Origin of the sequence: Rhodopirellula sp. UBA1907 (assembly GCF_002337565.1) — a bacterium.
Lineage (GTDB): Bacteria > Planctomycetota > Planctomycetia > Pirellulales > Pirellulaceae > Rhodopirellula > Rhodopirellula europaea.
The window spans coordinates 16,098-32,248 of record NZ_DDGH01000006.1 but is presented as its reverse complement, the minus strand read 5'-3'; the positions used below and the strand labels follow the sequence as shown (position 1 = coordinate 32,248).

The window sequence follows — 16,151 nt, the reverse complement described above, 5'->3', positions numbered from 1 at the left end:
CGGTGCGCGAAAGCAGCATAAATATCTGCATCAACAAACTGCATGACCTCCGACTGTGTCGGGGGAGAGGCGACTGATTGATCGAAGCGAAAGCTCTAGCGGCGCGACTCAAGCAGAGGCGATGGCTTGCCAGAGCGAGGCGGACGCTTGGATGCCGCGGTGGAAATCTTCCAGCGAGAACTTTTCGTTGGGGCTGTGAGCGGCGTCGTCGTTTTGCCCCCAACCGAGAAGCAAGCAATCGCAATCCAGGACTTCTTGGAATCGTGCCAGGATTGGAATCGAGCCGCCTTCGCGAATCATCACGGGCGGTGTTCCAAAGGCTTGTTCAATCGCGACGCTGGCTGCCTTGGCGTAGCGGCTGTTTGCATCCGCCAGCATCGCGCCGGCACCGTGATCTGGTTTCAAAGTCCAACGAATGCCGGGCGGGCAATGACGCTCGAGGTGCGATTCGATCAGGCCGGTCAGACGTTTGGGGTCTTGGTTGGGCACCAGTCGGAAGCTGAACTTCGCGGACGCTTTGGCTGGTAGAACCGTTTTGACGCCTTCGCCTTGATGTCCCGAGGTCAAACCGTTGATGTCGAGTGACGGGCGAGCCCAGCGTCGTTCATCGGTTGTGTAGCCAGCTTCGCCGTGCAGTTCGGAAGCACCGACGCTGCTCGCGAATTTCTCGTCGTCAGCACCGAGTTGTTTCCAGGCATTGCGTTCGATGTCGGGAATCGGAGCGACATCGTCGTACAGCCCATCGATCGCGATTTTTCCGTCGGCGTCCTTCATGCTGGCCAGCAACTGGCACAGAGCCATGGCGGGATTGGCGACCGCGCCGCCGAAGCTGCCGCTGTGCAGGTCGTGACTCGGTCCGTCGACGAACAATTCGTACGTCGCAATGCCTCGCAGGCCGCACGTGACCGCGGGGCGGCCTGGTGCGTACTGGCTGCTGTCGCTGACCACGACGACGTCGCAGGCCAATTTTTCGGCGAGCTCGGGCAACCAATCGTCCAGGTTTTGGCTGCCGACTTCTTCTTCGCCTTCGATCAGAAATTTAATTTGCAGCGGCAATGGTTGGCCGCTGGCGAGCCAGTCGCAAACGCTGTGGATATGCGTCAGGACTTGGCCTTTGTCGTCCGTCGCGCCACGGGCGAACACTTTGCCGTCGCGGACAACGGGTTCGAACGGCGGGCTGGTCCACAGTTCCAGCGGCTCGGGTGGCTGGACGTCATAGTGTCCATAGACCAAAGCCACGGGGGCACCGGGGACCGGCGGGGTCGAGGCGACTAGCAGCGGGAATCCGTTGGTGGAAATGGACTCGGTTTGTAGGCCGGCCGCATTCATTTTCTCGAGCAACCAATTGGCCGCCTGGTGAACGTCATCGCGGCGGGAGGAATCGCTGCTGATGCTTGGGATTTTTAGCCACTCGATCAATTCGGCTTCGTGACGCTGTTTTCCGTCGTCCAAACGCGACTGAACTTCGGCGGGCAATTGGGAGGCGGAGGAGGAAGATTGTTCGGATTGGGACATCAAATTGCATTGCGAAAGAGAATCGAGCAGCGTGCCGTCGAATGCGGAAAAATCCGTATTTGAGGACTAACAGGTCCATCTGGACGTCTTTACAATAGCACTTCACAAACCAAAACAGGACCACCAAGCGGCAGGATGAGACGCCGCTGTTGCCCCAAATTTCACCAGGAGTTGTTGGAAGCATGTCCGATCATTCCGCCGCCGTTGCCGAGCCCGATGTGGTCACGGAAGAAGAACAACGCAGCGATCGTAAACCGAAACGACAACCGCCCTACCACGTCATTTTGTGGGACGACACCGACCACAGCTATGACTACGTGATTTCGATGATGAAGCGTTTGTTCCGCATGCCCATCGAGAAAGGCTATCAGGTCGCGAAAGAGGTCGACAAAAGCGGCCGCGCGATTTGCATGACCACCACGTTGGAATTGGCGGAACTGAAACGCGACCAAATTCACGCGTTCGGCAAAGACGAACGTTTGGATCGTTGCAAAGGCAGCATGTCTGCCACCATTGAACCTGCTCGCGGCTAAGCGAGCCCAAGGCTGAACGAGCATTCTTTTCTGATGACGGCGAAACTTCGAACCCGCACGCTGGGCTGCAAAGTCAACCAGTACGAAACCGAACTGGTTCGGCAGGGCCTGCAAACAATCGGGTACGAAGACGCCCACGATGGTGAATCGGCTGACCTGTGCATCGTCAACACGTGCACGGTCACCGAAACCGGTGACGCGAAAAGTCGGCAAGTCGTCCGACGTCTGAATCGCGAAAACCCTGATGCCCGGATCGTCGTGATGGGCTGTTACGCCACCCGGGCGCCCGAAGAAGTCAGTGCGTTGCCGGGTGTCGTCGAAGTTCTGACCGACAAGCGAGAACTCGGCGATTTGATGGGCCGCTTTGGCGTCATCGATGTGCCCACCGGATTGTCCGGATTCGCTGGCCGCAAACGGGCCTATGTGAAAGTCCAGGACGGATGTTTGCTCCGTTGCAGTTACTGCATCATCCCGATGGTGCGTCCCAAGCTGCATTCGCGACCGAGCCAAGAGATCGTCGACGAGGTGACTCGTTTGGTCGATGCCGGACACCGCGAAGTCATCCTGACTGGCATTCACCTGGGCCACTACGGTGTCGACTGGAACCGCAACAAGCCTCGTGAGGAGTGGGTGCGGTTGGCTCATTTGGTCAAAGATCTGTGTCAGATCCCCGGCCAATTCCGAATTCGAATGAGCAGCATCGAGGCGACCGAAGTCACTCGGGAACTGATTGGCGTGATGGCCGAGTTCCCTGAGAAGGTCGTCCCGCACCTGCACCTGTGCTTGCAATCGGGAAGCGATTCGGTTCTGCGTCGTATGCGTCGACGCTGGGGCACGAAGATGTTTCTCGATCGCTGCCGTCTGCTTCGCGAATCATTGGATCGACCAGCGATCACCACCGACATCATTGCCGGATTCCCGGGCGAGACCGAGGAGGAATTCGAGCAAACGTTGAGGACCTGCCGCGAAGCTGGTTTTTCAAAGATCCACGCGTTCCCCTATTCTGCTCGTCGAGGCACGCCGGCTGCCGAACGTGACGACCAACTCGACAAAGGGTTGATCTCCGAACGAGTCGACCGGTTGGGTGAGGTGGAAGCTGAGCTACGGCAACAGTACTACAAAACGTTGGTCGGTTCCAATTTGGAATTGTTGGTGGAAGAGGTGACACCTGACGGGCGTTTGCAGGGAACCACCTGTCGTTACGCGTTGGGATCGATCGAGCGTCCTGAAAACGTGGGCGAAGCGGATTCCCTTCGCGAAAACGATTTGATCAAAGCACGCGTGGTCCGCGTTCAAGACGATCGATTGGAATTGGCGTGACCTCATCGCCTCGCAAAGACGACGTTGCCACCGTCGATGAATTGAAAGCGATCGTGCATCAGTTCGTTGATGAACGGAATTGGCACGAATTCCACCAGCCGAAGAATCTGGTGATGTCGTTGGCGATTGAAACCGCTGAGCTGATGGAGCATTTCCAGTGGCTGACGCCGGATGAATCTGCTCGCGTGAAGGACGACGAGCAGAAGCTTCACGATGTCGGGGAAGAGGTCGCGGATTGCTTGGCGTATCTGCTCGCGATCGCGAATAAGTTGGACATCGATTTGTCGACGACGTTACGAGCCAAGATGATTCGCAATGCGATCAAGTATCCCGTCCCGGACGACGAGTAGGCCAGGTTGTACCTGGCGATCGTTCTTGGCAGATGAACGTTGGTCTCGCAAAAGCGTTCAATGACGCCTCGCTTTGTTCCAAAGCATCGGCGTGGGTGCCATGTGGGACATGGGCTACGAGCGTTGTGAACCGAATTCTTGGCGAATCCGGCTACGAATTGACATGGCTACCGTAGGCCAGGTTGTACCTGGCGATTGTTCTTTGCCGGTGCACGTTGGTCTCGCGAAAGCATTCGATGACGGCTCGCTTTGTTCCAAAGCATCGGCGTGGGTGCCATGTGAGACATGGCCTACGGGCGTTGTGAACCGATTCTTGGCGAAATCGGCTATGAATTGACTTGGCTACCGTAGGCCAGGTTGTACCTGGCGATGGTTCTTGGCCGGTGAACGTTGGTTTCGTGAAAGCGTTTTGTTGACGGCTCGCTTTGTTCCAAAGCATTGGCGTGGGAGCCATGTGGGACATGGCCTACGGGGATTGTGAACTGGATTTTGGCGAAATCGGCTGCGGTTGGATTGCCGATTGGTTTACGAACCGACGTAGCGGTCGTAAATGGAGCGTGCATGCGGGATGTCTCGGACGCCACTGATTACTGCTCGGCCGTCGCGGAACAGGGTCAGCGTTTGGTCATCCGGTAACTGCAACCGCGTGAAGAAACGCGTCGCTTGGACTGGTGCGACGTCGTTCCATCGTTCGGCAATCTTGGTCAAGTCAATGCGGCGACTTCCGCCGGGAATTTGCACCGCGTTGCGACCGCACAGCGTTTCGGCTTGAGACGTGCCCGCTTCGGAGGCATCAAGAAATTCTCGTTGGCCGCCGGAGCACGCTGGGCATTGGTTTGATAGCTGATCATCGATCGTGACCTCGCGAATCTGATTTCGCCAGAGATCAATCGATAGCACTCGCGGGTTGATTGCGGATTCGTTGCCGGAGAGAAACTTCAAAGCCTCGGAGGATTGCAGGCTGGCGATCAAGTGCGTTGCCGGGCCGATCACTCCTGCTGTGTCGCAAGTTTCCACCTCGCCGGGGTCAGGAACGTCGGGGACAAGGCAACGGAAGCACGGCGACACGCCATTGAAGAAACGGACTTGTCCATTGGCACCCACGCAGCCTCCGTGCACCCAAGGCGTGCCAGTCGAAAGCGACCAATCGTTGAGCAGCAAACGCAGGGTAAAGTTGTCGGCCGCGTCGATGACCAAGTCGACGTCGCGAAGGTGTTCGGCGATGTTGGCCGGGTGGATGTCGGCGACGACTTCTTCGATCACAACGCTCGAGTTGATTTGACGCAGATGACCTGCCGCGGCTTCGGCTTTGGCGAGTGCTTGCTCCGCGTCGGATTCAACGTAGAGACTTTGACGTTGCAGGTTGCTCCACTCGATCAGGTCACGATCGATCAGGCGGATTCGTCCGACGCCCGCGCGGACGAGCAATTCCGATGCGACGGAACCGAGCGCACCGCAGCCCAGAATTGCGACATGTGCGGATTGGATTTTTGCCTGGCCCGCTTCACCGATCAGGGCGAATTGTGCTTGGCGGACGTAACGATCGTTCGGGTCGGAGATCGCCATTGAAAATCAAGCACAAAGAAAGCAAAACGAGTGGGCTTGTAAGCCGGGTTCTGTGCCGATGCGTGCATCGACGGTGACCATTTATCTGTGCACGACGATTGCTCGTCGCCTCCACTGCGACCTACCCGGGTGTCGATAACGAGGCGGGCCGCCTCGATGATGCACCCTGTTTGGTCTAGCTCCGGATGGGGTTTACCGAGCCGATCAAGTCACCTTGATCGCTGGTGCGCTCTTACCGCACCGTTTCACCCTCACCACGCATGACACCGCAAGCGGTGCCATCGTTCGGCGGTCTGCTCTCTGCTGCACTTTCCCTGGCCTCACGACCGGTCGACGTTATCGACCATCCTGCCCTTCGGAGCCCGGACTTTCCTCCAGCCGGAAACGCGGGAACCGCGAACCGTGCCAGCGGTCACCCCGCCCACTCGTCTTGCAACGACCAGGATAGCATGCGGGCTATTTTGCAACAGCCAAGTTCTGCGAACGCAGTCCAGTCACGTATTCGTGGGCCACGTTCATGACCTCTTTGTTGTAATACGTGTCACGGAAGATCTCATCGTTGTTGAGGACTTCATCGAGTTCCTCTTCTTCGGCTTCCGTTTGGGCCTTGCGTTCGGCTCGACGACGCAGGAATTCCTCTTCGTTCAGCGAAATGCTCTTCTGATCCTTTTCGCGAACGTACAACTCGATGCGACGCATCAGTTCGCTGAATTCCTTGTCCTGCTGGACTCGGTTGGCGGAATTGATGCGAAGTGAGTTGAGCAGGCTGTCCGGCGTCATGGCGTACAAGCTGTGTTTAGCCAACGGCACCTTGTCAAATTCCAATGCGTATTCGAGGTCACCTTCGGCAACGGGAAGCTTGCTGGTCATGCTTGGGAGCACCAAGTCAGCTTCGACCCCTTTGAGCTGAGTGCTCTCGCCGTCGGGCAGATAGAACTGTTGCAGCGTGACCTTCAGTGCACCGTAGTTCGCGTTGTTGTTGCGGAACAGGCTTTGTCCGATGTCCATCAGCGTTTGGACGGTTCCTTTGCCGTGTGTGGCTGGGTCACCGACCACGATGCCACGGTGATAGTCTTTGATTGCACCGGCGAAGATCTCGCTGGCACTCGCACTCAGTTTGCTGGTCACGACAACCAAGGGGCCGTCCCAGACCGTGCCGCTTTGATCGTCCGAGTATTGCTGCACCGATCCGTCCGAGTTCTTGACTTGAACAACGGGACCACGATCGATGAACAATCCGGTCAGGCTGATCGCTTCGGTCAAGCTTCCGCCACCATTGCGAGTCAGGTCGAGGACCACGCCACCGACGTTTTGCGATTTGAAGTCTCGCAGGATTCGTTCAACGTCGCGGGTGCTGCTGCGATAGTCCACTTCGTTTCGACGAGCGGCTTCCATATCCATGTAGAAGCTGGGCAGATTGATGTAGCCCAATTTGACTTTGCCTTGTCCTGGCATTTCGTGGTCGATGACTTCACCGCGAGCGGCGGAGTCTTCGAGTTCGATGCGAGCACGGACAATTTTGAAGATCTCTTCGTTGCCGGTTCCGCCAGGACGAACGGCCAAGCGAACAACGCTGCCAGCACGGCCGCGAATGAGTTTGACAACTTCTTTCAGAGGCATTTCCACGATGTCGACCATGGGGCCTTCGGCGTCTTGGCCGACGGCGACGATCACGTCATCGGGTTTCAGTTTGCCGTGTGAATCAGCGGCTCCACCAGGAATGACCTGACGAACAACCGTCGTGCCATCTTTTTCACCCAAGGAAGCACCGATGCCGTCCAAATTCAGACGCATACTGATCGCGAAATCTTCCAGCGTTGCTGGCGACATGTAAGTCGAGTGAGGGTCGTAGCCGTTGGTCACCGAAGAAAGGAACAGTTCCAACAAATCATCGGAGCTGGTTTGTTTCCAACGGCGAGCGTAACGGGCGTAGCGGCGACGCAGTTGGTCCTTGGCGTCAGCCATGATTTCGTCCTTGGACATCTCAGGTTCGTCAGAGTCTGAGTCGTCCGATTTTTCGTTTCGCAAGTCGAGCAACGCGAGTTTGATCTGACGACGCCAGCGGTCGCGAGCTTCGTCTGCGTCGCGAGCAAATTGAGTCGCATCGCGATCGATGATGATTTGTTCGTCGCGGGTGAAATCGAACTCGCCATCAAGTAATTCCATCACCACGGCAACGCGTTCATCGACACGCTGAGTGAATCGTCCATAGATGTAGTAGGCCAAGCTGAGGTCGCCCAAGCGAACTTGGTCATCGACCACTTCGGAGTAGCGATTGAATTCGTCGACATCGCTCTGAAGGAAGTACAGCTTCATCGGGTCGAAGGATTCGAGAAACAAATCCAGAGCTCGGCGACTGATCTCGTCGTTGAGGTCTTTGCCCGAAACGTGATTGCTGGGCATCAGTTGGGCGATCAGCTTCGCGATCACTTTGTCCTGAGGCGAGGGCTGGGGCGGAGCAGCTTGTTCCGGTGCAGCTCGTTCGACGGTTCGTTCCTGCGCGGTGGCGGGAAGTTGAATCAGTGTGGAACCAATGCACCCCACCGCGAGCAACGCGACGGGAAGGATTTGACGAAACGACATAGATCACGATCGGGTGAAAGGAAAAACCGACAGAGTTAGGAGGAATGCGTGCCTACCAAAATAGGGCATTCAGGCAGACTGCGCGCGTCCGTCCAGTTCGATGTTAGGAGTGTGGCGAAAAAACGGCAACCTTGATTTCCCAATGTCCCCAGAGGGGCAGGATCCGCTTGCGGCGTGCCAAACGACCGCCGGACGCTGGTTGGGTATGGTTGATTCCACCTTGATACTTCGGTTCAACCCCGGTCGCGGTTCACAGGACTGACGTCGATCGCCATTTTTCTGCGGGCCAAACAGAAAATTTCCCAAAAACAGTCTCCTTTTCCGTCAAACGCTCAAATCCATCGAGCAGCGGATCGGTCGCGTAGTGATAGGCGGATGCCGTCCACGTTTGCGGGAAAGCGGGCAGGTTGGCTGGTTGGAGATGGGACGGTGAGACCAGATTGGCTTGCAATTCAATTCGGTCGTACAAGTTCGGGTGTCCCGGTTGATTGGTGACCTCAATCTCATCCAAAACTCCGGTCACTCGCTCAGCGTCTCGCTTGGCAAAGAACCAACATTCGCCGCCGACCCGCTGATTTCCCGGTCGCAAGGCGGGGTAGTCTTCGCGACCGAACAAGGTGCCCTGAACCCAAGCCGCGTGAACTCCCAGCGGGGTGACCGGCCAACAATGTTGACGGCATTGGCCTTGGCACAGCGTCCCGTAGACAAAGTAAACGGCCACGTCGTCGGGATTCTCCGGGATCATGCCGGCATAGGAATTCGGATTCATTCAGTTCGAACTTCTATCTGCGAAGAGTATGGCGATGTGGAATCGTGTCGGGGATGAACTCGGTGAATCGTCTCGGTTTCTGCATTGTCCCTGGAACGAGGCCTTTGAAAAGCAATCAGTTCATTTTGGCATGGCAGATTCATCGCTGATACAATGGGCGATCCCCTTCCAATGCTGTCCAAGCACCCTCCCCTTCCACCTGCGATGGCGACTTGGTCGCCGATGAGACTTCGTTTGCCGCAGATTCTTCGCCCGTTTGCTTGCTGCAATCGGTTAGGTGAGATCTCAGCGAGCGGATCTTGATTGGTCTCGCCGAACAAATTGAATGAAACCAATGGCTACCGAATCGTTTTCTCTTCGAAGCTGTTGCCCTCGAACTTTCTTGCCAGTCTTGTTGGCGGGGATGGTCTGGATATTGGCGGCCGCCGACCACGTGACTTCCGCAGAGGAAGTCTCGTTCAATCAAGACATCCGCAGCGTGCTATCGGACAAATGTTTTCTTTGTCACGGACCGGATGAATCGACCCGAGAGGCTGGTTTGCGTTTGGATGTTCGATCCGAAGCGGTCGATGGTGGCGTGATTGTCCTAGGCGATGCCGACGCCAGCGAATTGCTGGCTCGGATCACCAGCGACGATCCCGATTTGGTGATGCCACCGCCCAGCACCGGTAAATCGATCACCGAGGCCGAACGCATCGCGATCGAGCGTTGGGTCGATCAAGGTGCCGCCTATGAAGAACACTGGGCCTACGTCCCGCCACGAGTCCCAGAGATTCCCAATGTTTCCAATTCGCAGTGGTGTCGCAACGACATCGATCGATTTGTGTTAGCGCGTTTGGAAGCGGAAGGTCGTTCTCCCAACCCGCCCGCGGACCGGGCGACGTTGTTGCGTCGTTTGTATTTGGACCTGACCGGATTGCCACCCACGCTCGAAACGTTGGATCAAGTCGCAATGTCGGACGATCTAGATGCGACGGTGCAGCAGCAAATTGACGCAATGCTCGAATCCGTTTCCTTTGGCGAACGCTGGGCACGTTGGTGGCTCGACGCGGCTCGCTACGCGGATTCGGCGGGCTATGAAAAAGACATGCAGCGGAACGTTTGGTTCTATCGCGACTGGGTGATCGATGCGATGCACCGCGATATGCCCTACGACCAATTCGTCATCGAGCAGATCGCGGGTGACTTGTTGCCTGGTGCAACACAGAGTCAACGCGTTGCGACCGGGTTCTTGCGAAACTCAATGACCAACGAAGAAGGCGGTGCCGACCCAGAACAGTTTCGCATCGAAGGCATGTTTGACCGGATGGATGCGATCGGCAAATCGGTTCTTGGCATCACCACGCAGTGCGCACAATGCCACACGCACAAATACGATCCGATCAGCCACCACGAATATTACGAGATGTTCGCAGCGCTGAATGATTTTCACGAAGCTTGCATCACTGTTTTTACGCCGGAGCAAGCCGAGCAACGTGATGAAGTGTTGTCTTCGATTGACGCTGCTACAAAACAGTTTCAACGCGACCACGCTGATTGGCGAAGTCTGGTTGCGCAGTGGGCTCGCACACGAGCGGGACGCGATACTACGTGGACGACGCTGCATCCCACGACGGTTCCATTCGAAGGGCAGAAGTTCAATGTGTTGGAAGATGGTTCCATCGTCAGTGAAAGCTACGCACCGACCAAAGCCAGCAATGACTTCACGCTGACCACGCACGTGGGCACGATCACCGCGGTGCGATTGGATGCCTTGACCCATCCGCAATTGCCTCGTGGTGGACCCGGACGCAGCATCGACGGCACGGGAGCCTTGACCGAGTTCAAACTCAATATCGCTCCGCTTTCAAAAGACGAAAATGGTGACCGCAAACCAGCGGTGTCGGTGAAGTTCGTTCGAGCCTTCAGCGATGCCAACCCGCAACGCCGAACGTTGAAACCGCAGTACCGCAACCGAGACGCTGACAAAGACGAGCGAGTGGTGGGACCACCGGGATACGCAATCGATGGCGATGAGGTTACGGCTTGGACCACCGACATTGGCCCCGGACGCAGCAATCAATCTCGTCACATCGTCTTTGTGCCCGAGACTCCCGTCGTGATCGATGACGACGCCGAGGTCACTTTCACTTTGGTGCAAAAGCACGGCGGTTGGAACAGCGACGACAACCAAAATTTCTTGATCGGTCGTTATCGCGTTAGCATCACCGATGCGGCTGAGCTGCCAGCCCATGCGGTTCTCACCGAATCCGAATCCGTTTTGGCGATGAACCCGGATGACTGGACGGACTCGCAGGCGAAGCTGGCACTGGCCGCTTGGCATCGTGCGATCGCGTTGGGTGAATTAGCGGGTGAATCGGCGGGCGATGATACGACCCGCTCGGCAATCGAAAACGATTTGCTGAGTTTGGATTCCAAGATCGAATCGCTTTGGAAGCAATTCCCAGAGACAACCACGCAACTGGTCGCGCAGGCCACCCAGCGGCCTCGCGAAACGTTTGTGTTCTCACGTGGCGACTTCTTGAGTCCGACCGATGCGGTGCAGCCTGACGCACCTGACTTCTTGCACGCGATGCCGAACGATGGTGCACCGGACCGGCTGCGATTCGCGAAATGGTTGGTGGCCAACGACTCGCCGACCACGGCACGAGTGATCGTCAATCGAATGTGGCAGACGTACTTCGGTCGTGGTCTGGTCTCGACGCCGGAAGATTTTGGTTTTCAATCGTCCGCTCCGAGTCATCCGAAGTTGCTGGACTACTTGGCGACTGAATTGATGCAAAATGGTTGGCGGCTTAAACACATTCATCGTTTGATTGTTGAGTCGGCGACTTACCGTCAATCATCCATCGCTCCCGCGGACGATTGGCGAGATGACCCGGACAATGAGTTGCTCGCCCGTGGACCACGACATCGCGTCGAAGCCGAGATGGTTCGTGATTTGGCGTTGTCGGTCAGTGGATTGTTGAATGAATCCGTGGGTGGACCGAGCGTTTATCCGCCTGCACCAGCATTCCTGTTTGAGCCACCAACCAGCTACGGTCCCAAGATTTGGAATACCTCGACAGGTACCGACCAGTACCGTCGCAGTCTGTACGTGCATCAGTACCGCAGCATCCCGTATCCGCCGCTGCAAGTTTTCGACGCACCCAAAGGCGATGCGGCTTGTGTTCGTCGAGAACAGAGCAACACGCCGCTTCAGTCATTGGTGTTGATGAATGAACCGCAGTTCGTTGACGCAGCAAGGGCTTTTGCGGCACGTATTCTTCGCGAATCGCCAGACGATGATGCGGAACGAATTCAGTTCGCGTTTCGGTTGTGCACAAGCCGCGTGCCTGATGACGAGGAAGTTCAGATCTTGCTTCGGTTGCTACAAGAGCAACGGGAACACATCGCCGATGGCAACTTGGACTTGCAGGAACTGCTGGGCGTGCCCGCGGGGGTGTGCCATCAGTTGACCGGATTCGAGGCGACCGAGTTGGCGGCATGGATGACTGTCAGTCGCACGATTTTGAACTTGGACGAAACGATCACCAAATCATGAAGTCTATCAACATGTCTTACTCTCAACCGATCCGTCCAACTTCTGCCGACCCATCTCGATTCGCGAAGGGATTGGATTTGATGCGTCGGCGATGGTTCCTACAGCAGTGCGGACTTGGGTTGGGACACATTGCGCTGACGAGCTTGATGGCCGAAGCCGGAGACTTGGAACTGGCAGGCCCGGATCGGTCGGCGGTGGATCCCATGGCACCGAAGGCTCCGCATTTTCCCGCGAAAATCAAGAACGTTATTTTGTTGTTCATGGGCGGCGGACCCAGCCAGTTCGAAATGTTTGACTACAAACCAGCGCTGGAGCGGCTTGATGGAACCTTGCCGCCACCCGAGTTGCTGGATGGTTATCGTGCCGCGTTCATCAACCCCAATTCCAAATTGCTGGGACCCAAGTTCAAGTTTGAAAAGAAGGGTTCAGCCGGCACGCACATCAGCGAGTTGTTGCCTCACACCGCCGGTATGCTCGATGACATTTGTCTGATTCGGTCGATGAAGACCGACGCGTTCAATCATGCTCCCGCGCAATTGATGATGAGCACTGGCTCGCAGCAATTCGGTCGACCGAGCATGGGATCTTGGACCACCTATGGGCTCGGCAGCGAGTCTCGCGATTTGCCCGCTTACGTTGTGTTCAACAGCGGCAAGAAGGGACCCAGTGCTGGAGCTGGAAATTGGAATTCGGGTTTCTTGCCGTCGTTGCATTCGGGCGTCGAGTTCCGAAGCAGCGGTGATCCGGTGCTGTATCTTTCCAACCCGTCCGGCATGAGCGATTGGTCACAACGTCAATCGTTGCAGACCGTCAACGAGTTGAACCGGCGACGCTTGGACGTGGTCGGTGATCCCGAAATCGCCACTCGCATCAACGGCTATGAGATGGCGTACCGGATGCAATCGAGTGCGCCCGAAGCGATGGCACTGTCCGATGAGCCAGAACACATCTTGAAGTTGTACGGCGCCGAACCCGGCAAGATGTCATTCGCAAACAACTGTTTGTTGGCGCGACGTTTGGTCCAACGAGGCGTCCGTTTTGTGCAGTTGTTCCATGAGTCATGGGATCAGCACGGTGGTTTGACGGGAGGCTTGAAGCAGAATTGTGGCGACACCGATCAGGCTTGTGCCGCTTTGGTCAAGGACTTGAAACAACAAGGCATGCTGGATGAAACGCTGGTGATTTGGGGCGGTGAGTTTGGCCGGACCCCAATGGTTCAAGGAGGCAACGACGGTCGCGATCACCATCCCAATTCGTTCAGCATGTGGATGGCCGGCGGCGGGCTGAAGTCAGGCTTGGCTTACGGACAAACCGATGAGCTGGGGTTCGATGTCGCGGAGAACCCGGTGCACGTGCATGACTTGCACGCGACCATTTTGCACTTGCTTGGGTTCGACCACAAACAACTGACCTATCGTTTCCAAGGTCGTGATTATCGACTGACCGATGTGCACGGCGAGCTCGTTCACGACATCTTGGCGTGACGACGCCTCCAGCGGGCGCATGAAAAAACCTCGCGGTTCTTTGAAACGCGAGGTTGGTTGTTTTCGTCGGAACGAATTCAGCTGACCGAAGTCAGGGCGTCTTGCAAAGCGGCTTTGGGGCGAACACCAACGAAGGTGTCAGCGATTTCGCCATTCTTGAACAGCAACAAAGTTGGGATGCTGTTGATGCCGAACTTTTGTGCGGCACCTGGGTTGTCGTCGATGTTGACTTTGCCAATCTTGACGCCAGGATTTTCCGAAGCGAGTTCGTCGATCATGGGTGCAATTTGACGGCAAGGACCACACCATGGAGCCCAAAAATCAACCAGCACGGGGCTGTCGCTTTTGAGGACTTCGGAATCGAAATTGTCGTCGTTGAATTCTTTGACTGCTTCTGAGGCCATGGCCAAGGTCCTTGAACGTAACGGTGTTATTGGAAGGGTGATTTTAGAACCCGTTGGCAAACTGTCAATTTGCCTATCGGGGGTTTTGGGGTCTCTCGGACAACCTGCCGCTGGGAGCGATTTCAGTCGTGATCTACGAAGTGAAACGCATCGTATCGGGAGGGAGCGTCCTCAATATGAAATGCCCATTTTTGATGAAGGCTCGCCAAATTGGTTTTCGCGGGCCCTGAAAACGGTGCTTTGCGAGCTAAATGGAATGCAAAGCCTGCGCCAACTGCCCGAGAATGATCGCGGTCGCTCCCCAGACTTGCACCGAACCGTGGTGAAATGCGGGCGCCGCGAAAGTCAATTGACCAGCGACGGTGTCGGGTTGAGTCGCAGATCGAAGCGATTTGGTTTGTTGAATCATGTCAATTTGACATGCTTTTTCTGCCTCCAACTGCCGAGAAGTCGCGATGGGAGTTTGTTGGAGGACCATCTGAATCGGGAAATCGATCACTTCGTCGACCTCGCCAGGATCGGGCTGCCAATTTTGGTTTGGCGGATCGATCACGAACACGATTGGTGTGACCAAGTTGTCGCTGGCGTAGACATATTGGCGAGGCAAATTGCCACAGCACCGATGCACGCGTGCTGAGCCGCCGAGTTCCTCTTCGAATTCTCGCAGCGCGGCGCGTGGTGGTGTTTCGCCGCGTTCAATGCGTCCGCCGGGAAAGCAGATCTGGCCGCCGTGATGTCGCAACGTTGTCGGACGCCGCGTCAACGGAATGGTCCATTCGCCGCTGGCAGGGTCTTGGAACAAGCAAACTGCCACGGCCGCATGTCGCGAAGAACACCGGTGTGGTCCACGGTGACGACCGTAAGCCAGATGCGGGGCCATCTCGCAACCGAAGTCTCGGTTCAGCGACCACGGCGGCAGAGCTTTGGCAGTTGACGGTGCAGAATCGCTGGGCAGCAGTTGCTGCGTCAGTCGATCAGCCAACCGGTCCACATCCTTTGGCAGATCGCTGGTCAGTGAGGCCGCCATGGATGGGTTGGTGATCGGTGGCTGGGGGCAATTGACGGAATGGACGAGGCCACGAGTCCTTGCGGACGGGGCACGTTGCCTCGTCCACTACCAGGATACTTTGTGACCGAAATTTATCGATGAATGTTCACGCGAGGAGTTAGATCAACGTCTCGAGCAAACGTCGCAGCTTGCGAAGTTCGACTCGGTGGTCGTATTCGTCCATCGGGGTCATGTCGACGGTCAAAGCACGCGTGTACTTTTCACGTTCCAACTGGGTGACCAGTTTGCCGTAGTCAACTTTGCCTTGGCCCACGCTGACTTGAAACGCGTCTTTGCGAGTGTCGCGGAGGTGAACGTTGTGGACGAATTTCAGGATTTGATCGAATCCCTTTCCGCCGGCCATGGTCTTGCCAGCGGTTGGATTTTCGTGAGCGACGACCAATGGAACGCTGGGGTCGAGCGTCACGCCCAATCCGTCAACATTGTTGCAAAGCACCAACAGGGTGTCCGGATCTTCGCTGAGGCAGCCCAGCATCGAACGCACGTTGACGCGAACGCCTTCGCCTTCCGCGATCGCGACCAACCGTCGCAGGTGTTCGACTTCTTCGTTGAAGGGTGTGCCTTTTTCGCTGGACGGAACCGCGATGTTCACGACCTTGGTCGCTTTCGCGATCCGGCAGATGCCCTCGAAATCGGTGTAGTGTTGTTCGCCGGTTGATCCTAGTTCAACGCTGTAGCCACTGATTTCCAAACGGTGGGTGTGACGCAGCAATTGAATGCCACGGTCCTCATCGCTCAGCACATCGCTGGGGCGGCAGTGGGTGGACGACTCATGGATCGCGATCTCAATCGCAGTGAAATCCAGATCCTGAAGCAGTTCGATCGAGGCCTGCAATTCAAGGTCTGGCCAGCATCGGGTCGAAGCAGCAACAAACACGCGGGAATCCTTTCAACAAAAAATCAATGAATCAGCGACCGCATTGTGGGGCCGCATCAAGTTTACCTATTTAGGAAAATCTGCGTTACTGGTGTAGTCTCCGCAGAGTCTCCATGTCAATTCGTTTTGAGCGGCTT

At 56.4% G+C, this 16,151-nt stretch carries 12 protein-coding genes, 1 other RNA gene and 1 pseudogene; 5 read left to right on the top strand and 9 right to left on the bottom strand.

All coding sequences use genetic code 11. From position 1 onward, the window contains the following. Window positions 1-108 precede the first annotated feature (108 nt). A complete protein-coding gene (locus B2R17_RS02055; RefSeq protein WP_286762633.1) occupies window positions 109-1,515 on the bottom strand; it encodes a dipeptidase in 1,407 nt (468 codons plus the stop codon). A 182-nt stretch (window positions 1,516-1,697) separates the two neighbouring features. On the opposite strand from B2R17_RS02055, the gene B2R17_RS02050 reads away from it, so the two are divergent. From B2R17_RS02050 to B2R17_RS02040, 3 genes are read left to right on the top strand one after another with little or no spacing between them, the layout of a single operon-like run. Beyond that, window positions 1,698-2,048, top strand: a complete 351-nt coding sequence (locus B2R17_RS02050; protein WP_007329331.1) for an ATP-dependent Clp protease adaptor ClpS — start codon at window positions 1,698-1,700, stop codon at window positions 2,046-2,048. A gap of 33 nt (window positions 2,049-2,081) precedes the next feature. Then, on the top strand, window positions 2,082-3,368 hold the full coding sequence (gene mtaB / locus B2R17_RS02045; RefSeq protein ID WP_286762632.1) for a tRNA (N(6)-L-threonylcarbamoyladenosine(37)-C(2))-methylthiotransferase MtaB: 1,287 nt from the start codon (window positions 2,082-2,084) through the stop codon (window positions 3,366-3,368). Next, window positions 3,365-3,718 (top strand): nucleotide pyrophosphohydrolase, encoded by a 354-nt coding sequence (locus tag B2R17_RS02040; protein WP_286762631.1) that lies wholly within the window; start codon window positions 3,365-3,367, stop codon window positions 3,716-3,718. Before mtaB ends, B2R17_RS02040 begins: the two co-directional genes overlap by 4 nt. 151 nt (window positions 3,719-3,869) lie before the next feature. Here the strand turns inward: B2R17_RS02040 and B2R17_RS02035 are convergent. The 5 genes and pseudogenes from B2R17_RS02035 to B2R17_RS02015 form a co-directional block, all read right to left on the bottom strand. Continuing rightward, window positions 3,870-4,097 (bottom strand): annotated as a pseudogene (locus B2R17_RS02035) (DUF1589 domain-containing protein); the annotation flags it as partial. A gap of 146 nt (window positions 4,098-4,243) precedes the next feature. Further along, window positions 4,244-5,284, bottom strand: coding sequence for a ThiF family adenylyltransferase (locus B2R17_RS02030; protein WP_286762629.1), 1,041 nt, complete (start codon window positions 5,282-5,284; stop codon window positions 4,244-4,246). A gap of 23 nt (window positions 5,285-5,307) precedes the next feature. Beyond that, window positions 5,308-5,712, bottom strand: an RNA gene (gene rnpB, locus B2R17_RS02025) — RNase P RNA component class A. A gap of 28 nt (window positions 5,713-5,740) precedes the next feature. Then, the gene (locus B2R17_RS02020) at window positions 5,741-7,867 is read right to left on the bottom strand and encodes a carboxy terminal-processing peptidase (protein ID WP_286762628.1); all 2,127 of its coding nucleotides are present in this window, start codon (window positions 7,865-7,867) and stop codon (window positions 5,741-5,743) included. A 250-nt stretch (window positions 7,868-8,117) separates the two neighbouring features. Then, window positions 8,118-8,636, bottom strand: a complete 519-nt coding sequence (locus tag B2R17_RS02015) for a gamma-glutamylcyclotransferase family protein (RefSeq protein ID WP_286762627.1) — start codon at window positions 8,634-8,636, stop codon at window positions 8,118-8,120. A 325-nt stretch (window positions 8,637-8,961) separates the two neighbouring features. Between B2R17_RS02015 and B2R17_RS02010 the strand changes: the two genes are divergently transcribed. Next, complete coding sequence (locus B2R17_RS02010) at window positions 8,962-12,180, top strand: PSD1 and planctomycete cytochrome C domain-containing protein (RefSeq protein WP_339888840.1); 3,219 nt, start codon at window positions 8,962-8,964, stop codon at window positions 12,178-12,180. Next, window positions 12,177-13,664, top strand: coding sequence for a DUF1501 domain-containing protein (locus tag B2R17_RS02005; protein WP_286762625.1), 1,488 nt, complete (start codon window positions 12,177-12,179; stop codon window positions 13,662-13,664). Before B2R17_RS02010 ends, B2R17_RS02005 begins: the two co-directional genes overlap by 4 nt. A 77-nt stretch (window positions 13,665-13,741) precedes the next feature. On the opposite strand, the gene trxA is transcribed toward B2R17_RS02005, so the two are convergent. The 3 genes from trxA to B2R17_RS01990 all read right to left on the bottom strand — a co-directional run bounded on the left by trxA (window position 13,742) and on the right by B2R17_RS01990 (window position 16,014). Beyond that, window positions 13,742-14,068, bottom strand: a complete 327-nt coding sequence (gene trxA / locus B2R17_RS02000) for a thioredoxin (protein ID WP_007329897.1) — start codon at window positions 14,066-14,068, stop codon at window positions 13,742-13,744. 247 nt (window positions 14,069-14,315) lie between these two features. Next, window positions 14,316-15,095: an NUDIX hydrolase gene (locus tag B2R17_RS01995; RefSeq protein WP_286762624.1), complete on the bottom strand. Its 780-nt coding sequence runs from the start codon at window positions 15,093-15,095 to the stop codon at window positions 14,316-14,318. 139 nt (window positions 15,096-15,234) lie between these two features. Then, window positions 15,235-16,014, bottom strand: a complete 780-nt coding sequence (locus B2R17_RS01990) for a sugar phosphate isomerase/epimerase family protein (RefSeq protein ID WP_286762623.1) — start codon at window positions 16,012-16,014, stop codon at window positions 15,235-15,237. Window positions 16,015-16,151 lie beyond the last annotated feature (137 nt).

Excerpts from the sequence above, each read along its gene's own strand:
- B2R17_RS02010 (WP_339888840.1), top strand. The coding sequence starts at position 8,962 with ATGAAACCAATGGCTACCGAATCGTTTTCTCTTCGAAGCTGTTGCCCT.
- B2R17_RS02050 (WP_007329331.1), top strand. The coding sequence starts at position 1,698 with ATGTCCGATCATTCCGCCGCCGTTGCCGAGCCCGATGTGGTCACGGAA.
- B2R17_RS01995 (WP_286762624.1), bottom strand. The coding sequence starts at position 15,095 with ATGGCGGCCTCACTGACCAGCGATCTGCCAAAGGATGTGGACCGGTTG.
- trxA (WP_007329897.1), bottom strand. The coding sequence starts at position 14,068 with ATGGCCTCAGAAGCAGTCAAAGAATTCAACGACGACAATTTCGATTCC.
- B2R17_RS02055 (WP_286762633.1), bottom strand. The coding sequence starts at position 1,515 with ATGTCCCAATCCGAACAATCTTCCTCCTCCGCCTCCCAATTGCCCGCC.
- B2R17_RS02020 (WP_286762628.1), bottom strand. The coding sequence starts at position 7,867 with ATGTCGTTTCGTCAAATCCTTCCCGTCGCGTTGCTCGCGGTGGGGTGC.
- mtaB (WP_286762632.1), top strand. The coding sequence starts at position 2,082 with ATGACGGCGAAACTTCGAACCCGCACGCTGGGCTGCAAAGTCAACCAG.
- B2R17_RS02005 (WP_286762625.1), top strand. The coding sequence starts at position 12,177 with ATGAAGTCTATCAACATGTCTTACTCTCAACCGATCCGTCCAACTTCT.
- B2R17_RS02030 (WP_286762629.1), bottom strand. The coding sequence starts at position 5,284 with ATGGCGATCTCCGACCCGAACGATCGTTACGTCCGCCAAGCACAATTC.
- B2R17_RS02015 (WP_286762627.1), bottom strand. The coding sequence starts at position 8,636 with ATGAATCCGAATTCCTATGCCGGCATGATCCCGGAGAATCCCGACGAC.